The 16,099-nt window shown below is 71.5% G+C and carries 11 protein-coding genes; 8 read left to right on the top strand and 3 right to left on the bottom strand.

Annotated elements, in window-relative coordinates:
* Positions 1–269: 269 nt before the first annotated feature.
* The 4 genes from D1J60_RS24560 (at position 270) to glgB (ending at position 7,879) form a co-directional block, all read left to right on the top strand.
* A complete protein-coding gene (locus D1J60_RS24560) occupies positions 270–2,267 on the top strand; it encodes an alpha-1,4-glucan--maltose-1-phosphate maltosyltransferase (protein ID WP_125822546.1) in 1,998 nt (665 codons plus the stop codon).
* The gene (gene treS, locus D1J60_RS24555) at positions 2,261–3,967 is read left to right on the top strand and encodes a maltose alpha-D-glucosyltransferase (protein ID WP_125603012.1); all 1,707 of its coding nucleotides are present in this window, start codon (positions 2,261–2,263) and stop codon (positions 3,965–3,967) included. The genes D1J60_RS24560 and treS overlap by 7 nt, the downstream gene beginning before the upstream one ends.
* A gap of 262 nt (positions 3,968–4,229) precedes the next feature.
* Positions 4,230–5,597, top strand: a complete 1,368-nt coding sequence (locus D1J60_RS24550) for a phosphotransferase (RefSeq protein ID WP_241253599.1) — start codon at positions 4,230–4,232, stop codon at positions 5,595–5,597.
* The gene (gene glgB, locus D1J60_RS24545; protein ID WP_125822544.1) at positions 5,594–7,879 is read left to right on the top strand and encodes a 1,4-alpha-glucan branching enzyme; all 2,286 of its coding nucleotides are present in this window, start codon (positions 5,594–5,596) and stop codon (positions 7,877–7,879) included. The genes D1J60_RS24550 and glgB overlap by 4 nt, the downstream gene beginning before the upstream one ends.
* Here glgB and D1J60_RS24540 read toward each other — a convergent pair.
* Together D1J60_RS24540 and D1J60_RS24535 are read right to left on the bottom strand one after the other, a co-directional pair.
* On the bottom strand, positions 7,869–8,219 hold the full coding sequence (locus D1J60_RS24540; RefSeq protein ID WP_125596478.1) for a thioredoxin family protein: 351 nt from the start codon (positions 8,217–8,219) through the stop codon (positions 7,869–7,871). The two genes, glgB and D1J60_RS24540, sit on opposite strands and share 11 nt — an antisense overlap.
* Positions 8,220–8,262: 43 nt before the next feature.
* Positions 8,263–8,652, bottom strand: coding sequence for a MerR family transcriptional regulator (locus D1J60_RS24535; RefSeq protein ID WP_125822543.1), 390 nt, complete (start codon positions 8,650–8,652; stop codon positions 8,263–8,265).
* A gap of 331 nt (positions 8,653–8,983) precedes the next feature.
* Between D1J60_RS24535 and D1J60_RS24530 the strand changes: the two genes are divergently transcribed.
* Positions 8,984–9,673 (top strand): helix-turn-helix domain-containing protein, encoded by a 690-nt coding sequence (locus D1J60_RS24530; protein ID WP_125822542.1) that lies wholly within the window; start codon positions 8,984–8,986, stop codon positions 9,671–9,673.
* Positions 9,674–9,798: 125 nt separating this feature from the next.
* Here D1J60_RS24530 and D1J60_RS24525 read toward each other — a convergent pair whose 3' ends face one another.
* On the bottom strand, positions 9,799–10,824 hold the full coding sequence (locus tag D1J60_RS24525) for an ATP-dependent 6-phosphofructokinase (protein WP_125596469.1): 1,026 nt from the start codon (positions 10,822–10,824) through the stop codon (positions 9,799–9,801).
* Positions 10,825–11,048: 224 nt separating this feature from the next.
* Between D1J60_RS24525 and pta the strand changes: the two genes are divergently transcribed.
* The 3 genes from pta to pyk all read left to right on the top strand — a co-directional run bounded on the left by pta (position 11,049) and on the right by pyk (position 15,894).
* Complete coding sequence (gene pta, locus D1J60_RS24520; protein WP_125596466.1) at positions 11,049–13,154, top strand: phosphate acetyltransferase; 2,106 nt, start codon at positions 11,049–11,051, stop codon at positions 13,152–13,154.
* A gap of 35 nt (positions 13,155–13,189) precedes the next feature.
* A complete protein-coding gene (locus tag D1J60_RS24515; RefSeq protein WP_125822541.1) occupies positions 13,190–14,404 on the top strand; it encodes an acetate kinase in 1,215 nt (404 codons plus the stop codon).
* Positions 14,405–14,466: 62 nt separating this feature from the next.
* Positions 14,467–15,894 carry a pyruvate kinase gene (pyk, locus tag D1J60_RS24510; protein ID WP_125822540.1) on the top strand — a complete coding sequence of 476 codons (1,428 nt, stop codon included), beginning with the start codon at positions 14,467–14,469 and terminating at the stop codon, positions 15,892–15,894.
* Positions 15,895–16,099 lie beyond the last annotated feature (205 nt).

The following is a 16,099-nucleotide window of genomic DNA, read 5'->3' as shown; positions in this document are numbered from 1 at the left end:
CGTCCCACTACGTACGAGTAGTTAACCGACGGTGCGGATTGGGCGGGGTGAGAGTGGGAAGGGCTGAGCGGGTACACGCGGTACACGCACGGCGCACCCGCCCACAACCTTTCCCCGCCACCCGAGTGAACGCGGACAGGAGCGGCCATGCCCGCAGCCCAGCCGTCTTCCGAGCGGCTAGAAACAGAGCGAACAGAGCGTGCACTACCAGCCGCGATTCCGGCTGGACCGTCACCGAGCCCTGCGAACTGCCCCCAGGTGATCCCATCATGATCGGTCGCATTCCCGTGCTGGACGTCCGCCCCGCCGTCGACTGCGGCGCCAGACCCGCCAAGGCGGTCGTGGACGAGGTCTTCGAGATCTCCGCCACCGTGTTCCGAGAGGGCCACGACGCCGTCGCCGCCCATGTCGTACTGCGCGACCCGAGCGGGCGGCTGCGCCCGCCGGTGCCGTTGCGGGAACTGGCCCCCGGCACCGACCGGTGGGGGGCGCGGGTCTCCGCCGAGGTCGAGGGGAGGTGGACGTACACCGTCGAGGCGTGGAGCGACCCGGTCGCCACCTGGCGGGCCCACGCCGCCATCAAGATCCCGGCCGGCCTCGACACCGGGCTGACGCTCCTCGAAGGAGCGGAGCTCTACGAGCGGGCCGCGGCGAAGATCCCCAAGCGGGACGGCCGCGAGGCCGTACTGGCCGCGGCGGACGCGATGCGCGACGAGGACCGGCCGGCCGCGCTGCGGTACGAGGCGGCGCTCGCACCCGCGGTCGACGCGGCGCTGGCCCGCCGCCCGTACCGGGAGCTGGTCACGGCCGCCAAGCCGCTGCCGCTGCTCGTCGAACGCAAGCGGGCCCTCTTCGGATCCTGGTACGAGATGTTCCCCCGCTCGGAGGGAGCGGTGGTCGAGCCGGGCAGGGCCCCGGTCCACGGCACCTTCCGCACCGCCGCCGAACGGCTGCCGGCCATTGCCGCGATGGGCTTCGACGTCGTCTACCTGCCGCCGATCCACCCCATCGGCTCCACCTACCGCAAGGGCCCCAACAACACGCTTTCCGCGGGGAGTTGGGATCCGGGTGTGCCATGGGCCATCGGCTCCCCGGAGGGCGGGCACGACGCGGTCCACCCCGAGCTCGGCACCCTGGAGGACTTCGACGCCTTCGTGGCGCGCGCCCGCGACCTCCGGATGGAGATCGCCCTCGACTTCGCCCTCCAGTGCTCCCCCGACCACCCGTGGGTGGAGAAGCACCCGGAGTGGTTCCGCCACCGCGCCGACGGGACGATCGCGTACGCCGAGAACCCGCCGAAGAAGTACCAGGACATCTACCCGGTCCACTTCGACGCGGACATGGCCGGCATCGTCGAGGAGACGGTCCGGATCCTGCGGCACTGGATGGAGCACGGGGTCCGCATCTTCCGGGTCGACAACCCGCACACCAAGCCGGTCGTGTTCTGGCAGAAGGTGATCGCGGAGATCAACAAGTCCGACCCCGACGTGATCTTCCTGGCGGAAGCCTTCACCCGGCCCGCGATGATGCGCGCGCTCGCCTCCGTCGGCTTCCAGCAGTCGTACACGTACTTCACCTGGCGCAACACCAAGGCGGAGCTGACCGAGTACCTGACCGAGCTGTCCGGCGACCGCTCGGCGTCCGTGATGCGGCCGAACTTCTTCGTGAACACGCCCGACATCCTCCACGAGTACCTCCAGAAGGGCGGCCGGCCCGCCTTCGAGGTCCGGGCGGTCCTCGCCGCCACCCTCTCCCCCACCTGGGGCGTCTACGCGGGCTACGAGCTCTGCGAGAACACCCCGGTCCGGGAGGGCAGCGAGGAGTACCTGAACTCCGAGAAGTACGAGCTGCGTCCGCGCGACTGGGCCGCCGCCGACCGCGAGGGCCGTACGATCGCCCCCCTGATCACGGCCCTGAACCGGCTGCGCCGGCGCAACCCCGCCCTCCAGCAGCTGCGCGACATCCACTTCCACCCGACCGACAACGAACAGGTGATCGCCTATTCGAAGCACTCCGGCGGCAATTGCGTACTGGTGGTCGTCAACCTCGATCCGCACCACACCCAGGAGGCGACGGTCTCGTTGGACATGCCGGTACTCGGCCTCGACTGGCACGGGTCCCTCGCGGTGCGCGACGAGCTCACCGGCGATACCTATCACTGGGGCAGGGCGAACTACGTGCGCCTGGAACCGGGCCGTACTCCCGCGCACGTCCTGGCCGCCCTGCGACCGTCCCCGCCCACCGGAGGGTCACCCACCACATGCTGATCAACGATCCCGTCCACGACACCTTCGAGGACACCCCCGCCAAGGACCGCGACCCCGACTGGTTCAAGCGGGCGGTCTTCTACGAGGTCCTGGTCCGCTCCTTCCACGACAGCAACGGCGACGGCGTCGGTGACCTCAAGGGGCTCACCGCCAAGCTGGACTACCTCCAGTGGCTCGGCGTCGACTGCCTGTGGCTTCCGCCGTTCTTCGCCTCACCGCTGCGCGACGGCGGCTACGACGTCTCCGACTACACCTCCGTGCTGCCCGAGTTCGGCGACCTCGCCGACTTCGTGGAGTTCGTGGACGCCGCGCACAGCCGCGGCATGCGGGTGATCATCGACTTCGTCATGAACCACACCAGCGACCAGCACGAGTGGTTCCAGCAGTCGCGCAAGGACCCCGACGGGCCCTACGGCGACTACTACATGTGGGCCGACAACGACAAGCAGTACCAGGACGCCCGCATCATCTTCATCGACACCGAGACCTCCAACTGGACCTACGACCCCGTCCGCAAGCAGTACTACTGGCACCGCTTCTTCTCGCACCAGCCGGACCTCAACTTCGAGAACCCGGCCGTGCAGGAGGAGATCATCTCGGCGCTGCGGTTCTGGCTCGACCTCGGCATCGACGGGTTCCGCCTCGACGCCGTGCCCTACCTCTACGCCGAGGAGGGCACCAACTGCGAGAACCTGCCGCGCACCCACGAGCTCCTCAAGCGGGTCCGCGCCGAGATCGACGCGCACTACCCGGACACCGTGCTGCTCGCCGAGGCCAACCAGTGGCCCGAGGACGTCGTCGACTACTTCGGCGACTTCGCCAAGGGCGGGGACGAGTGCCACATGGCGTTCCACTTCCCCGTCATGCCGCGCATCTTCATGGCCGTGCGAAGAGAGTCGCGCTACCCCGTCTCCGAGATCCTGGCCAAGACCCCGGCGATCCCGGACGGCTGCCAGTGGGGCATCTTCCTGCGCAACCACGACGAGCTCACCCTCGAAATGGTCACGGACGAAGAACGCGACTACATGTACGCCGAGTACGCCAAGGACCCGCGGATGCGGGCCAACATCGGCATCCGGCGCCGGCTCGCCCCGCTCCTGGACAACGACCGCAACCAGATGGAGCTGTTCACCGCCCTGCTGCTGTCGCTGCCCGGCTCGCCGGTGCTCTATTACGGCGACGAGATCGGCATGGGCGACAACATCTGGCTCGGCGACCGCGACGGCGTACGCACCCCCATGCAGTGGACCCCGGACCGCAACGCCGGTTTCTCCTCCTGCGATCCGGGCAGGCTGAACCTGCCGGTCATCATGGACCCGGTCCACGGGTACCAGGTCACCAATGTCGAGGCGGCCATGGCGTCGCCCTCGTCACTGCTGCACTGGACCCGCAGGCTGATCGAGATCCGCAAGGCCAACCCGGCCTTCGGCCTCGGCTCGTACACCGAACTGCCCTCGTCCAACCCGGCGGTGCTCGCGTTCCTGCGCGAGTTCGGGGACGACCTGGTGCTGTGCGTGCACAACTTCTCCCGCTTCGCGCAGCCCACCGAACTGGACCTGAGGTCGTTCAACGGGCGGGTCCCGGTGGAGCTCACGGGAGACGTGCGCTTCCCGCCGATCGGCGAGTGGCCGTACCTGCTGACCCTGGCGGGCCACGGCTTCTACTGGTTCCGGCTCCGCAGCGACCAGCGCGCCGACTGACGGACCCGCTACGGGGCGGGCACTCCTTTGGGTCAACGGCCCGCCCCTGTACGGATCATCCTGACCCGACACACGCACATACCGGAGAAGCAACTGCCGCGCATCCGGGACACTCTGCGCATTCTGTGACGGCCCGGGGAAAGGACGCGACGCCATGTCGGAGGCTGCATCCGCCCGGAGGCGGCTGACGCCCGCCCGGGCCGGCGGGACCGCCGGAGCCCCGGGGCCCGCCGGGACCGCCGGGACCGCCGCGCTGGAACCGATGCTGAGGGACTGGCTGCCCGCCCAGCGCTGGTTCGCCGGCAAGGGGCGCCGCATCGCCCGCATCGAGGCCGTCTCGGCGGCCGAACTGCTGCCGCCGGGCTCCGCCCCCGGCCTGCTGCACCTGCTGCTCGACGTGGACGGGGACTGCTACCAGCTCCTGCTGGGCATCCGCCCCTCCCCGCTCCCGCCCGCCCTCGCGCCCGCCCTGATCGGGCACGCCGAGAACGGTCCCTACGCGGGCCGGGCCGTGTACGAGGCGCTGGGCGACCCCCGGCTCGCCTCCCTGCTGCTGGAACGGCTGCGCTCCCCCGGGACGCTGGGCCCGCTCCACTTTGACCGGGACCCGGACACCCCGGTCCAGGCCGGGCTGCTGCCCCGGCCGCTGTCCGGGGAGCAGACCAACTCCTCCCTGATCTACGGGGATTCGTACATCCTCAAGGTGTTCCGCCGGGTCGGCCCCGGGATCAACCCGGACCTGGAGCTGCCCAGGGCCCTGGCCGCCGCCGGCTGCGCCCGCGTGCCCGCCCCGGTCGCCTGGTACGAGGCCGAGCTGCCCGGTGGAGAACCGTTGACCCTGGGCGTGCTCCAGCCCTACCTGCGCGGCTCCGACGACGGCTGGCAGCTGGCCCTGCGCAGACTCGGTGCCGGGGCCGACTTCACCGCCGAGGCGCACGCGCTGGGCCGGGCCACCGCCGAGGTGCACAGCGCCCTCGCGACCGCACTGCCCACCCTGGCCCTCGGTCCCGAGCAGACCGCCCGGCTCGCCGCCGGGATGACCGCCCGGCTCGCCGCCACCTGCCGCGAGGTGCCCGCGCTCCAGCCGTACGAGGCCGGGCTGCGCGGCGCCTTCGACGCGCTGGCCGCCTCCCGGGGCGCCGGGGTCCCCGCCCAGCGCATCCACGGGGACCTGCACCTGGGCCAGACCCTGCGCACCGCCGACGGCAGCTGGGCGCTGATCGACTTCGAGGGGGAGCCCGCCCGGCCGCTCGCCGACCGCCGCCGCCCCGAGCCGGCGGTCCGGGACATCGCCGGGATACTGCGCTCCTTCGACTACGCCGCCCGCTCGCACCGGCCCTTCGCCCCCGCCTGGGCGGACGCCTGCCGGGCCGCGTTCTGCGAGGGCTACGCCCGCACCACCGGCCGTGACCCGCGCGAGGACCCGGTGCTGCTGCGCGCGTACGAGACCGACAAGGCGGTGTACGAGGCCCGGTACGAGTCCCGGCACCGCCCCGACTGGCTGCACGTCCCGATGGCCGCGATCCGCCGGCTGTCGGAACCCCAGCGGCCGGCACACCGCATGCCCCCGCCGGCTCCCGGCACCACCCCGACCCCCCACCCGAAGCCCCCGAGGAGGCCGCTCGCGTGAGCGCCGCACGACAGCCGTCACCGACCGTCCGCGAGGAAGCCGCAGCCGTACCCGAACCCGCGAAGCGGACCCGCGCGCCACGCGCCCGCCGCGCCGCCCCGCCGCACGGCGTCCGGCCGGCGCCCGCGCTGGACGCGGGGGAACGGGCCCGGCTGCTGGAGGGCCGCCACCACGACCCGCACGCGCTGCTGGGCGCCCGCGCGCAGCGGGGCGGCGTGGCCTTCCGGGTGCTGCGCCCGTACGCGAAGGCCGTCACCATCGTGGCGAAGGGGCTGCGGGCCGAGCTGTTCGACGACGGGGACGGGCTGTTCTCCGGGCTGCTGCCGCTGACCGGGGTGCCGGACTACCGGCTGCTGGTGACGTACGACAGCGACGAGATCGAGGTCCACGACCCGTACCGGTTCCTGCCCGCCCTCGGGGACCTGGACCTGCACCTGATCGGCGAGGGCCGGCACGAGGAGCTGTGGACGGCGCTGGGCGCCCGGCCGATGGAGCACCAGGGCGTCGCCGGCACCCGATTCACGGTGTGGGCGCCGAACGCCCGGGGGGTGCGGGTCACCGGGGACTTCTCCTACTGGGACTCGGTGGCCTACCCGATGCGCTCGCTCGGGGCGAGCGGGGTGTGGGAGCTGTTCCTGCCCGGCGTGGGCGAGGGCACCCTGTACAAGTACGACATCACCCGTCCGGACGGCAGCCACACCCTGCGCGCCGACCCGATGGCGCAGTACGCGGAGGTCCCGCCGGCGAACGCCTCGGTGGTCACGGCCTCGCGGTTCGTGTGGCAGGACGCCGAGTGGATGGCCACGCGCGGCGCCCGCGCCCCGCACCAGGCGCCGCTGTCGGTGTACGAGCTGCACCTGGCGTCCTGGCGGCCGGGGCTCACGTACCGCCAGCTGGCCGACCAGCTGCCGGCGTACGTGAAGGAACTCGGCTTCACGCACGTGGAGTTCATGCCGGTCGCCGAGCACCCCTTCGGCGGCTCCTGGGGCTACCAGGTCACCGGCTTCTACGCGCCCACCTCGCGGATGGGCACCCCGGACGACTTCCGGCTGCTGGTGGACTCGCTGCACCGGGCCGGGATCGGGGTGATCGTCGACTGGGTGCCGGCGCACTTCCCGCGCGACGACTGGGCGCTCGCCGAGTTCGACGGGCGTCCGCTGTACGAGCACCAGGACCCGCGCCGGGCCGCGCACCCGGACTGGGGGACGCTGGAGTTCGACTACGGGCGCAAGGAGGTCCGCAACTTCCTGGTGGCCAACGCCGTCTACTGGTGCCAGGAGTTCCACGTCGACGGGCTGCGCGTGGACGCGGTGGCCTCGATGCTGTACCTGGACTACTCGCGCGACGAGGGCGACTGGTCGCCGAACGAGCACGGCGGCCGCGAGGACCTGGACGCCGTGGCGCTGCTCCAGGAGATGAACGCGGTGGTCTACCGGCGCTGCCCGGGGGTGGTGACGATCGCGGAGGAGTCGACGGCCTGGGACGGGGTCACGCGGCCGACGGACTCCGGCGGGCTGGGCTTCGGCCTGAAGTGGAACATGGGATGGATGCACGACACGCTGCGCTACGTGTCGAAGGAGCCGGTGCACCGCAAGTACCACCACCACGACATGACCTTCGGGATGGTGTACGCGTTCAGCGAGAACTACGTGCTGCCGATCTCGCACGACGAGGTGGTGCACGGGAAGCGCTCGCTGGTGTCGAAGATGCCGGGCGACTGGTGGCAGCAGCGGGCCACGCACCGCGCCTACCTGGGCTTCATGTGGGCCCACCCGGGCAAGCAGCTGCTGTTCATGGGGCAGGAGTTCGCGCAGGGTTCGGAGTGGTCGGAGGCGTACGGGCCGGACTGGTGGCTGCTGGACTCCTCCTATCCGGCGGCCGGCGACCACCGGGGGGTGCGGAACCTGGTGCGCGACCTGAACCGCGCGTACACGGCGGCTCCCGCGCTGTGGGAGCGGGACGCGGTGCCGGAGGGGTTCGCGTGGGTGGAGGCGGACGCCGCCGAGGACAACGTGTTCGCGTTCCTGCGGTACGCGCAGGACGGATCGCAGCTGCTGTGCGTGTCGAACTTCTCCCCCGTGGTCCGGCACGGCTACAGGATCGGGGTGCCGGAGGAGGTGCCGCTGTGGCGGGAGGTCCTCAACACCGACCTGGAGGAGTACGGCGGGAGCGGCGTCCACCACGCCCGGCCGCTGCGCCCGGAGCCGGTTCCGGCCCAGGGGCGTGCGGCGAGCCTGCGGATGACGCTCCCGCCGATGGCGACGGTCTGGCTCAGGCCGTGACGGGGGCGAGCGCCTCGTCGAGCTCCTGAAGCAGCCGGCGCCTGGGCCGGGCGCCGGTGATCTGCCGTACGGGTTCCCCGTCGCGGAAGAGGAGCATGGTCGGCATGGACAGCACCCCGTAGCGCGTGACGGTCGCGGGGTTGCTGTCCGCGTCGATCTGGACCACCGTGAGGCGGTCCGCCCGCTCGGCGGCCACGGCGGAGAGCACCGGGGCGAGCTGGCGGCAGGGGCCGCACCAGTCCGCGGTGAACTCCACCAGGACGGGCCGGCCCCGTTCGGCCAGCACCCGCGCCTCGAAGTCGGCGTCGGTCACTTCGGCCACACCCTTGGCGTGGATCATCTCGTTCCCCTCTCGTCAGCCGGTTCTCGTCAGCCGGTTCTCGTCAGCCGGTCATCTCGCAGCGCGGCGCGACCTGCCCGGCGGCCTCCTCGGCCGCCGCGAGCTGGCGGGCCACCTGGTCGCGGACGTCGGCCAGCTGGCCGATCAGGCCGTCCAGCTCGGCGAGCTTGCGGCGGTAGACCGCGAGCGAGGCCGGGCAGGCGTCCCCGGCCGGGTGGCCGGCGCGCAGGCACTCGACGAACGGCCGGGTCTCCTCCAGTTCGAAGCCGAAGTCCTGGAGGGTCCGGATCTGGCGCAGCAGGCGCAGGTCGTCCTCGTCGTAGTCGCGGTAGCCGTTGCCGGTCCGCCGGGCCGTGAGCAGGCCGCGTGACTCGTAGTACCTGAGCGTCCGGGTGCTGGTCCCGGCCCGCCTCGCCAGTTCGCCGATGCGCATGGCCCGACCGTATTCCTTGACGCCGACGTCAAGGGAAGGGCGGGGCCCTCGCCACCCCCGTATGCGAGGGCCCCCGACATGGATCACGGACGGCGGGCCGGACCGGTTCACGTCATGTGACCGGGATCACCCTCCGGGCTTCGCCGGTCACCTGAAATGGAGTGGCCTGATCCGTACGCTGGCCCTACGCCCATAAATGGATCTTCCTATGGCCCGATTACCGGACGGTCGCCGGGAAAACCGCCCAAAGTCATGAACTCCATAGGACTTTCCTACGAGTTATGGGCTTGTTTGAATAGTCTGTAGTCGTCGCAGGTCGGCCACTTCTACGGTGTGCCCTGTGCACTCCAGCCCACCTTTCAATGCCCCCGCCGCGCGTCGCCTGCGCGCGGCCCTGGGCATGGCGCCCGGTCACGTCGCCTACGGCCTGCGGGCCCAGTACGGACTGCTCGTCGCACCAGAGACCGTGATGGCCTGGGAGCGGGGCGAGCAGTCGCCCACCTCCGCCGAGCTCACGGCCCTGGCCGGCGTGCTCTGGTGCTCCCCCGGGGAGCTGCTGGCCGAGCCCGTCACCCTGCGGGAGCACCGCATCGCCCGGGGCCTGGACCCCGAGGACCTGGCCCGCCGGATCGGGGTCGAGGGGAACGCGTACCGGAAGATGGAGGAGAGCGGGCGCTGGAAGGGCAACGAACGCCAGTCCGCCGCCCTCGCCTCCGTGCTCGGCCTCAGCCTCGCGCAGTTCGTGACGGCCACCGGCAAGCACGAGGAGCTCGCCGACCTGCTGCGCAGCGCGGCGACCACCCGCTGGCAGGCCTACGTGAAACCGCTGGGCAAGCTGCTGCCGGTGCCCAAGGCCCACCTGGAGCGGGTCCTGGAGCACCTCTACAACGACTACCAGTCGCGGATGGTGGCCACCCTCGGCTGGGGCGGCGCCGAGGGCGCGGCCGGCACCGGCGACGCCGGGCGGGAGTTCCTCGCGGAGATCACGGACCGGTTCTGGTCCCTGGCCGGCGGCGCCTGAAACGCCGCACCGCACCGCGCCGGACGCACGACGGCCCCGGGCGCGCCGCCCGGGGGATGCGCGCCCCGGGCCGTTCGGCGGGAAACCGGGGACGTCCGGCCCGCCCGGGCGGGCCGTCCGGCCGGTCAGAAGACGGACTCGGCCTCGTACATCCGGTGCTCGGGGACGGTCTTGAGCTCGGTGACGGCCTCGGCCAGCGGGGCCATCACGATGTCGGTGCCGCGCAGGGCGGTCATCTTTCCGAACTCCCCGCGGTGCACGGCCTCGACGGCGTGCCAGCCGAAGCGGGTGGCGAGGACGCGGTCGTACGCGGTGGGGACGCCGCCGCGCTGGACGTGGCCCAGGATGACCGGGCGGGCCTCCTTGCCGAGGCGGTGCTCCAGCTCGATGGCCAGCCGGTTGCCGATGCCGGCGAAGCGCTCGTGGCCGTACTGGTCGATGGCGCCCTTCTCGTAGGGCATGGAGCCGGCGGCCGGGTGCGCGCCCTCCGCGACACAGACCACGGCGAACTTCTTCCCGCGGGCGAACCGCTCCTCCACCATCTTCACCAGGGCGTCCACCTCGAAGGGGCGCTCGGGCAGGCAGATGCCGTGGGCGCCGCCGGCCATGCCGGACTCCAGGGCGATCCAGCCCGCGTGACGGCCCATGACCTCGACCACCATCACGCGCTGGTGGGACTCGGCGGTGGTCTTGAGGCGGTCGATGGCCTCGGTGGCGACCGTGACGGCGGTGTCGAAGCCGAAGGTCCGGTCGGTGCAGGAGATGTCGTTGTCGATGGTCTTCGGTACGCCGACCACCGGCATCCCCGCGTCCGAGAGCATCCGGGCGGCCGTCAGCGTGCCCTCGCCGCCGATCGGGATCAGCGCGTCGACGCCGTAACGCCGGGCCAGCTCGTGGGCGTTCTCGGCGGCTTCGTGCAGCCGCGCGCGCTCCATGCGCGCCGAGCCGAGGATGGTGCCGCCGCGGGCCAGGATGCCGCTGACGGCGTTGATGTCGAGGGGACGGTAGTGGCCGTCGAGGAGGCCCTTGAAGCCGTCCTCGAAGCCGATGACCTCGTCCCCGTGTCCGACCAGGGCACGGTGTACGACCGACCGGATGACAGCGTTCAGGCCCGGGCAGTCGCCGCCTGCGGTGAGAACTCCGATACGCATCGTGCTGTGTCTCCTGCCGTACATATGAAGGGCGTATTTGATGACGCCTGTCCGATTGTTCCATGTTCCGGGAGGCGTGCGCGCTCGGCACCGCTCCACCCACCAGGCCTTTCGTCCCTCCGACCTGGACTTTTTCCCGGGGGCGCCCTATCCACTGGCGGAGGTATTGTCAAGGGGTCGAGGCACACCAATAAGAGATCCACTGCATGGGACGGAGAGCACGCGTGACGCGCAGCGTGTACGTGACCGGTATCGAGCGGGGAGACGGCCGGCAGGTCGTCGAGCTGGGCATCATGGAGCTCCTGACCCGCCAGACGGGCCGGGTCGGCGTGTACCGCCCCCTTCTGCACGACGCGCCGGACCGGCTCTTCGACCTGCTCAGGGCCCGCTACCGCCTCGACCAGGACGCCGCGACGGCATACGGCATGGAGTACCACGAGGCCTCCGCGATCCTCGCCGAGAAGGGCACCGACGAGCTGGTCTCCCGGCTCGTCGACCGCTACCACCGGGTGGCCCGGGACTACGAGGTCATGCTGGTGCTCGGCACCGACTACGCCGAGACCAACCTGCCCGACGAGCTCGCGCTGAACGCCCGCCTCGCCAACGAGCTGGGCGCGGTCGTCGTCCCCGTCGTCGGCGGCACCAAGCAGCCCGCCGATGCCGTGCGCGCCGAGGCGCGCAACGCCCACCGGGCCTACGCGAGCCTGGGCTGCCACGTCGTGGCGATGGTCGTCAACCGGGTGGCCCCCGAGGACCGCGACGCGATAGCCGAGCGGCTGGCCGCCCGCCTCCCCGTGCCCTGCTACGTCCTGCCCGACGACAAGAACCTGTCCGCCCCCACCGTCGCCCAGATCACCCGGGCGCTCGGCGGCGAGGTGCTCCTCGGCGACGACGCCGGGCTCGCCCGCGACGCCGTGGACTTCGTCTTCGGCGGCGCCATGCTGCCCAACTTCCTGAACGCCCTGACCCCCGGCTGCCTCGTCGTCACCCCCGGGGACCGGGCCGACCTCGTGGTGGGGGCGCTCGCCGCGCACGCCTCGGGCACCCCGCCGATCGCGGGCGTGCTGCTGACCCTGAACGAGCGCCCGTCCCAGGAGGTCCTCACCCTCGCCTCGAAGCTCGCCCCCGGCACCCCGGTGGTCTCGGTGGCCGGCAACAGCTTCCCGACCGCCGCCGAACTCTTCTCGCTGCAGAGCCGGTTGAACTCCGCGACCCCGCGCAAGCTGGAGACCGCGCTCGGCCTCTTCGAGCGGCACGTGGACACCGCCGAACTGCGCGGACTGCTCTCGGTGGCCCGCTCGGAGCGCGTCACCCCGATGATGTTCGAGCACGAGCTGCTGGAGCGGGCCCGCTCCGAGCGGCGCCGCGTGGTGCTCCCCGAGGGCACCGAGGAGCGCGTGCTGCGCGCCGCGGACGTGGTGCTGCGCCGGGGGGTGTGCGACCTGACCCTGCTGGGCGAGGAGCAGGCCATCCTGAAGAAGGCCGGCGACCTGGGCGTCGACATCTCGGCCGCGCAGCTGATCGACCCGGCGACCTCCCCCCTGCGGGAACGGTTCGCCGAGTACTACGCCAAGGCCCGCGCGCACAAGGGCATGACCGTCGAGCTGGCCCACGACGTGGTCACCGACGTCAACTACTTCGGCACCCTGATGGTCCAGGAGGGCCTGGCCGACGGCATGGTCTCCGGCTCGGTGCACTCCACCGCCGCCACCATCCGACCCGCCTTCGAGATCATCAAGACCAAGCCCGAGGCCTCGATCGTCTCCTCCGTCTTCTTCATGTGCCTGGCCGACCAGGTCCTCGTCTACGGCGACTGCGCCGTCAACCCGGACCCCGACGCCGCCCAGCTGGCCGACATCGCCGTGCAGTCGGCGGCCACCGCCGCCGCCTTCGGCGTCGACCCCCGCATCGCGATGCTCTCGTACTCCACCGGCACCTCCGGCTCCGGCGCGGACGTGGAGAAGGTCCGCAAGGCCACCGAGGCCGTCCGCGCGCAGCGCCCGGACCTGCTCATCGAGGGCCCGATCCAGTACGACGCCGCCGTGGAGCCCTCGGTCGCCGCGACCAAGCTGCCCGGCTCCGAGGTGGCCGGCCGCGCGAGCGTGCTGATCTTCCCGGACCTGAACACGGGCAACAACACGTACAAGGCGGTGCAGCGTTCGGCCGGAGCCGTCGCGGTCGGCCCGGTGCTCCAGGGCCTGCGCAAGCCGGTCAACGACCTCTCGCGCGGCGCGCTGGTCCAGGACATCGTCACCACGGTGGCGATCACCGCGATCCAGGCGCAGTCGCAGTCCCGGCCCCAGTCACAGTCACAGTCACAGTCCCAGTGATCCCCCCACGACACCCGAAGGAAAGACCCCCCACCGTGACCGCAACGCGCGTACTCGTCCTCAACTCCGGTTCCTCGTCCGTGAAGTACCAGCTGCTCGACATGGCCGACCGCTCCCGCCTCGCCGCCGGCCTGGTGGAGCGCATCGGCGAGGAGACCTCCCGCCTCGTGCACGAGCCGCTCACCGGGCCGGGCGCCGAGGGCGGCAAGCGCGAGCGGCTCGGCCCGATCGCCGACCACGGCGCGGCCCTGCGGGCGGTCGCGGCGGAGCTGGCGGCCGACGGGCTGGGCCTGGACTCCCCCGAACTCGTGGCCGTGGGCCACCGGGTGGTGCACGGCGGGACCCGCTTCACGCAGCCGACGGTCATCGACGACGAGGTGCTCGCGGAGATCCGCAGCCTGATCCCGCTGGCCCCGCTGCACAACCCGGCGAACGTGACCGGCATCGAGGTGGCGCGCGAGCTGCGCGGGGACCTGCCGCAGGTGGCCGTCTTCGACACCGCCTTCCACTCGACGATGCCGGAGCACGTGGCCCGGTACGCGATCGACGCGGCGACCGCCGAGAAGTACGCCATCCGGCGGTACGGCTTCCACGGCACCTCCCACGCCTACGTCTCGCGGACGGCGGCGGCGCTGCTCGGCAGGCCGGTGGAGGACGTGAACGTCATCGTCCTGCACCTGGGCAACGGCGCCTCCGCCTCGGCCGTGCGGGGCGGGGTCTGCGTGGAGACCTCCATGGGCCTGACCCCGCTGGAGGGCCTGGTCATGGGGACCCGCTCCGGCGACCTGGACCCGGCGGTGATCTTCCACCTGGCGCGGGTGGGCGGTCTCTCCGTCGACGAGATCGACTCGCTGCTCAACAAGAAGAGCGGTCTGCTGGGTCTGTGCGGCGACAACGACATGCGCGAGGTGACGCGGCGAGCGGGCGAGGGCGACGAGTCGGCCCGGCTCGCGCTGGCGGCGTACGTCCACCGCCTGAAGAAGTACATCGGCGCGTACACGGCGGTCCTGGGCCGGGTGGACGCGGTGGTGTTCACGGCGGGCGTCGGCGAGAACGCCTCCGCCGTGCGGGAGGCGGCGGTCGCCGGCCTGGAGGAGCTGGGCCTCGCGCTGGACCTGGAGGCGAACGCCGCGCGCTCCCCGGAGCCCCGGCTGATCTCCCCGGACTACGCGCGGGTGGCGGTGGCGGTGGTCCCGACCGATGAGGAGCTGGAGATCGCCTCCCAGGCGTACGCGCTGGTTACCCAGTAGTCACTTGGACTTTCCGCCAGACGGAATATTCCGCTACGAAACAAACGGATAGGATCCGCTTCATGCGCCGTTCCAAAATCGTCTGCACGCTGGGCCCCGCCGTCGACTCGTATGAGCAGCTGAAAGCACTCATCGAGGCAGGTATGAACGTGGCCCGATTCAACTTCAGCCACGGGTCCCAGGCAGAACACCAGGAGCGGTACGACCGCGTCCGGAAGGTCTCCGAGGACACCGGGCGCGCGGTCGGCGTCCTCGCCGACCTCCAGGGCCCCAAGATCCGTCTGGAGACCTTCGCCGAGGGTCCCGTCGAGCTGGTGCGCGGTGACGAGTTCACCATCACCACCGAGGACGTCCCGGGCGACAAGTCCATCTGCGGCACCACCTACAAGGGCCTCCCGGGCGACGTCGCCAAGGGTGACCAGGTCCTGATCAACGACGGCAACGTCGAGCTCCGGGTGACCGAGGTCGACGGCCCGCGGGTCAGGACCATCGTCATCGAGGGCGGTGTCATCTCGGACCACAAGGGCATCAACCTGCCGGGTGCCGCCGTGAACGTCCCCGCCCTGTCGGAGAAGGACATCGACGACCTGCGCTTCGCCCTCCGCATGGGCTGCGACATGGTCGCGCTGTCCTTCGTCCGCGACGCCAACGACGTCAAGGACGTCCACCGCGTCATGGACGAGGAGGGCCGCCGGGTCCCCGTCATCGCCAAGGTGGAGAAGCCCCAGGCCGTCGAGAACATGGAGGCCGTCGTCGCGGCCTTCGACGCGGTCATGGTGGCCCGCGGCGACCTGGCCGTCGAGTACCCGCTCGAAAAGGTCCCGATGGTCCAGAAGCGGCTCATCGAGATGTGCCGCCGCAACGCCAAGCCGGTGATCGTCGCGACCCAGATGATGGAGTCGATGATCACCAACTCCCGCCCGACCCGCGCGGAGGCGTCCGACGTCGCCAACGCCATCCTCGACGGCGCCGACGCGGTCATGCTGTCCGCCGAGTCCTCGGTGGGCGCCTACCCGATCGAGACCGTCAAGACGATGTCGAAGATCGTCACGGCGGCCGAGGAGGAGCTCCTCGCCAAGGGCCTCCAGCCGCTGGTCCCGGGCAAGAAGCCGCGCACCCAGGGCGGCTCCGTCGCCCGCGCGGCCTGCGAGATCGCGGACTTCCTGGACGGCAAGGCCCTGGTCGCCTTCACCCAGTCCGGCGACACCGCCCGCCGCCTGTCTCGCTACCGCGCCCAGCAGCCGATCCTGGCGTTCACGACGGACGTGAACACCCGCAACCAGCTCACCCTGAGCTGGGGCGTGGAGTCGGCCGTCGTCCCGCACGCCGACAGCACCGACGCGATGGTCGACCTGGTGGACGGCGAGGTCCTGAAGCTCCAGCGCTTCAACCCGGGCGACACCATGATCATCACGGCCGGCTCGCCCCCCGGCGTCCCGGGCACGACCAACATGGTCCGCGTCCACCACCTGGGCGGCACCCCCGCCTGAACCCGGACGGCCTGACGGCCCGACGGCCCGACTCTGCCGCACAGAGACCGAGGGCGGCACCCCGCAGACGCGGGGTGCCGCCCTCGGTGTTTTCCGTCGCCCGTGACTACCGGCCGGTAGTTTCGGCCGAAACCCAGGGGGTGTGGCCTAAAACGCACTACCGACGGTAACCCGATCGTGAAACGCTCGAACCGCCTTGGGGGGA

It is taken from the genome of Streptomyces sp. W1SF4 (genome assembly GCF_003950035.1).
In the GTDB taxonomy this organism is placed as follows: domain Bacteria; phylum Actinomycetota; class Actinomycetes; order Streptomycetales; family Streptomycetaceae; genus Streptomyces; species Streptomyces racemochromogenes.
Note: the sequence above shows the minus strand (reverse complement) of the source record. Positions and strands in the feature narration are given on the sequence as shown.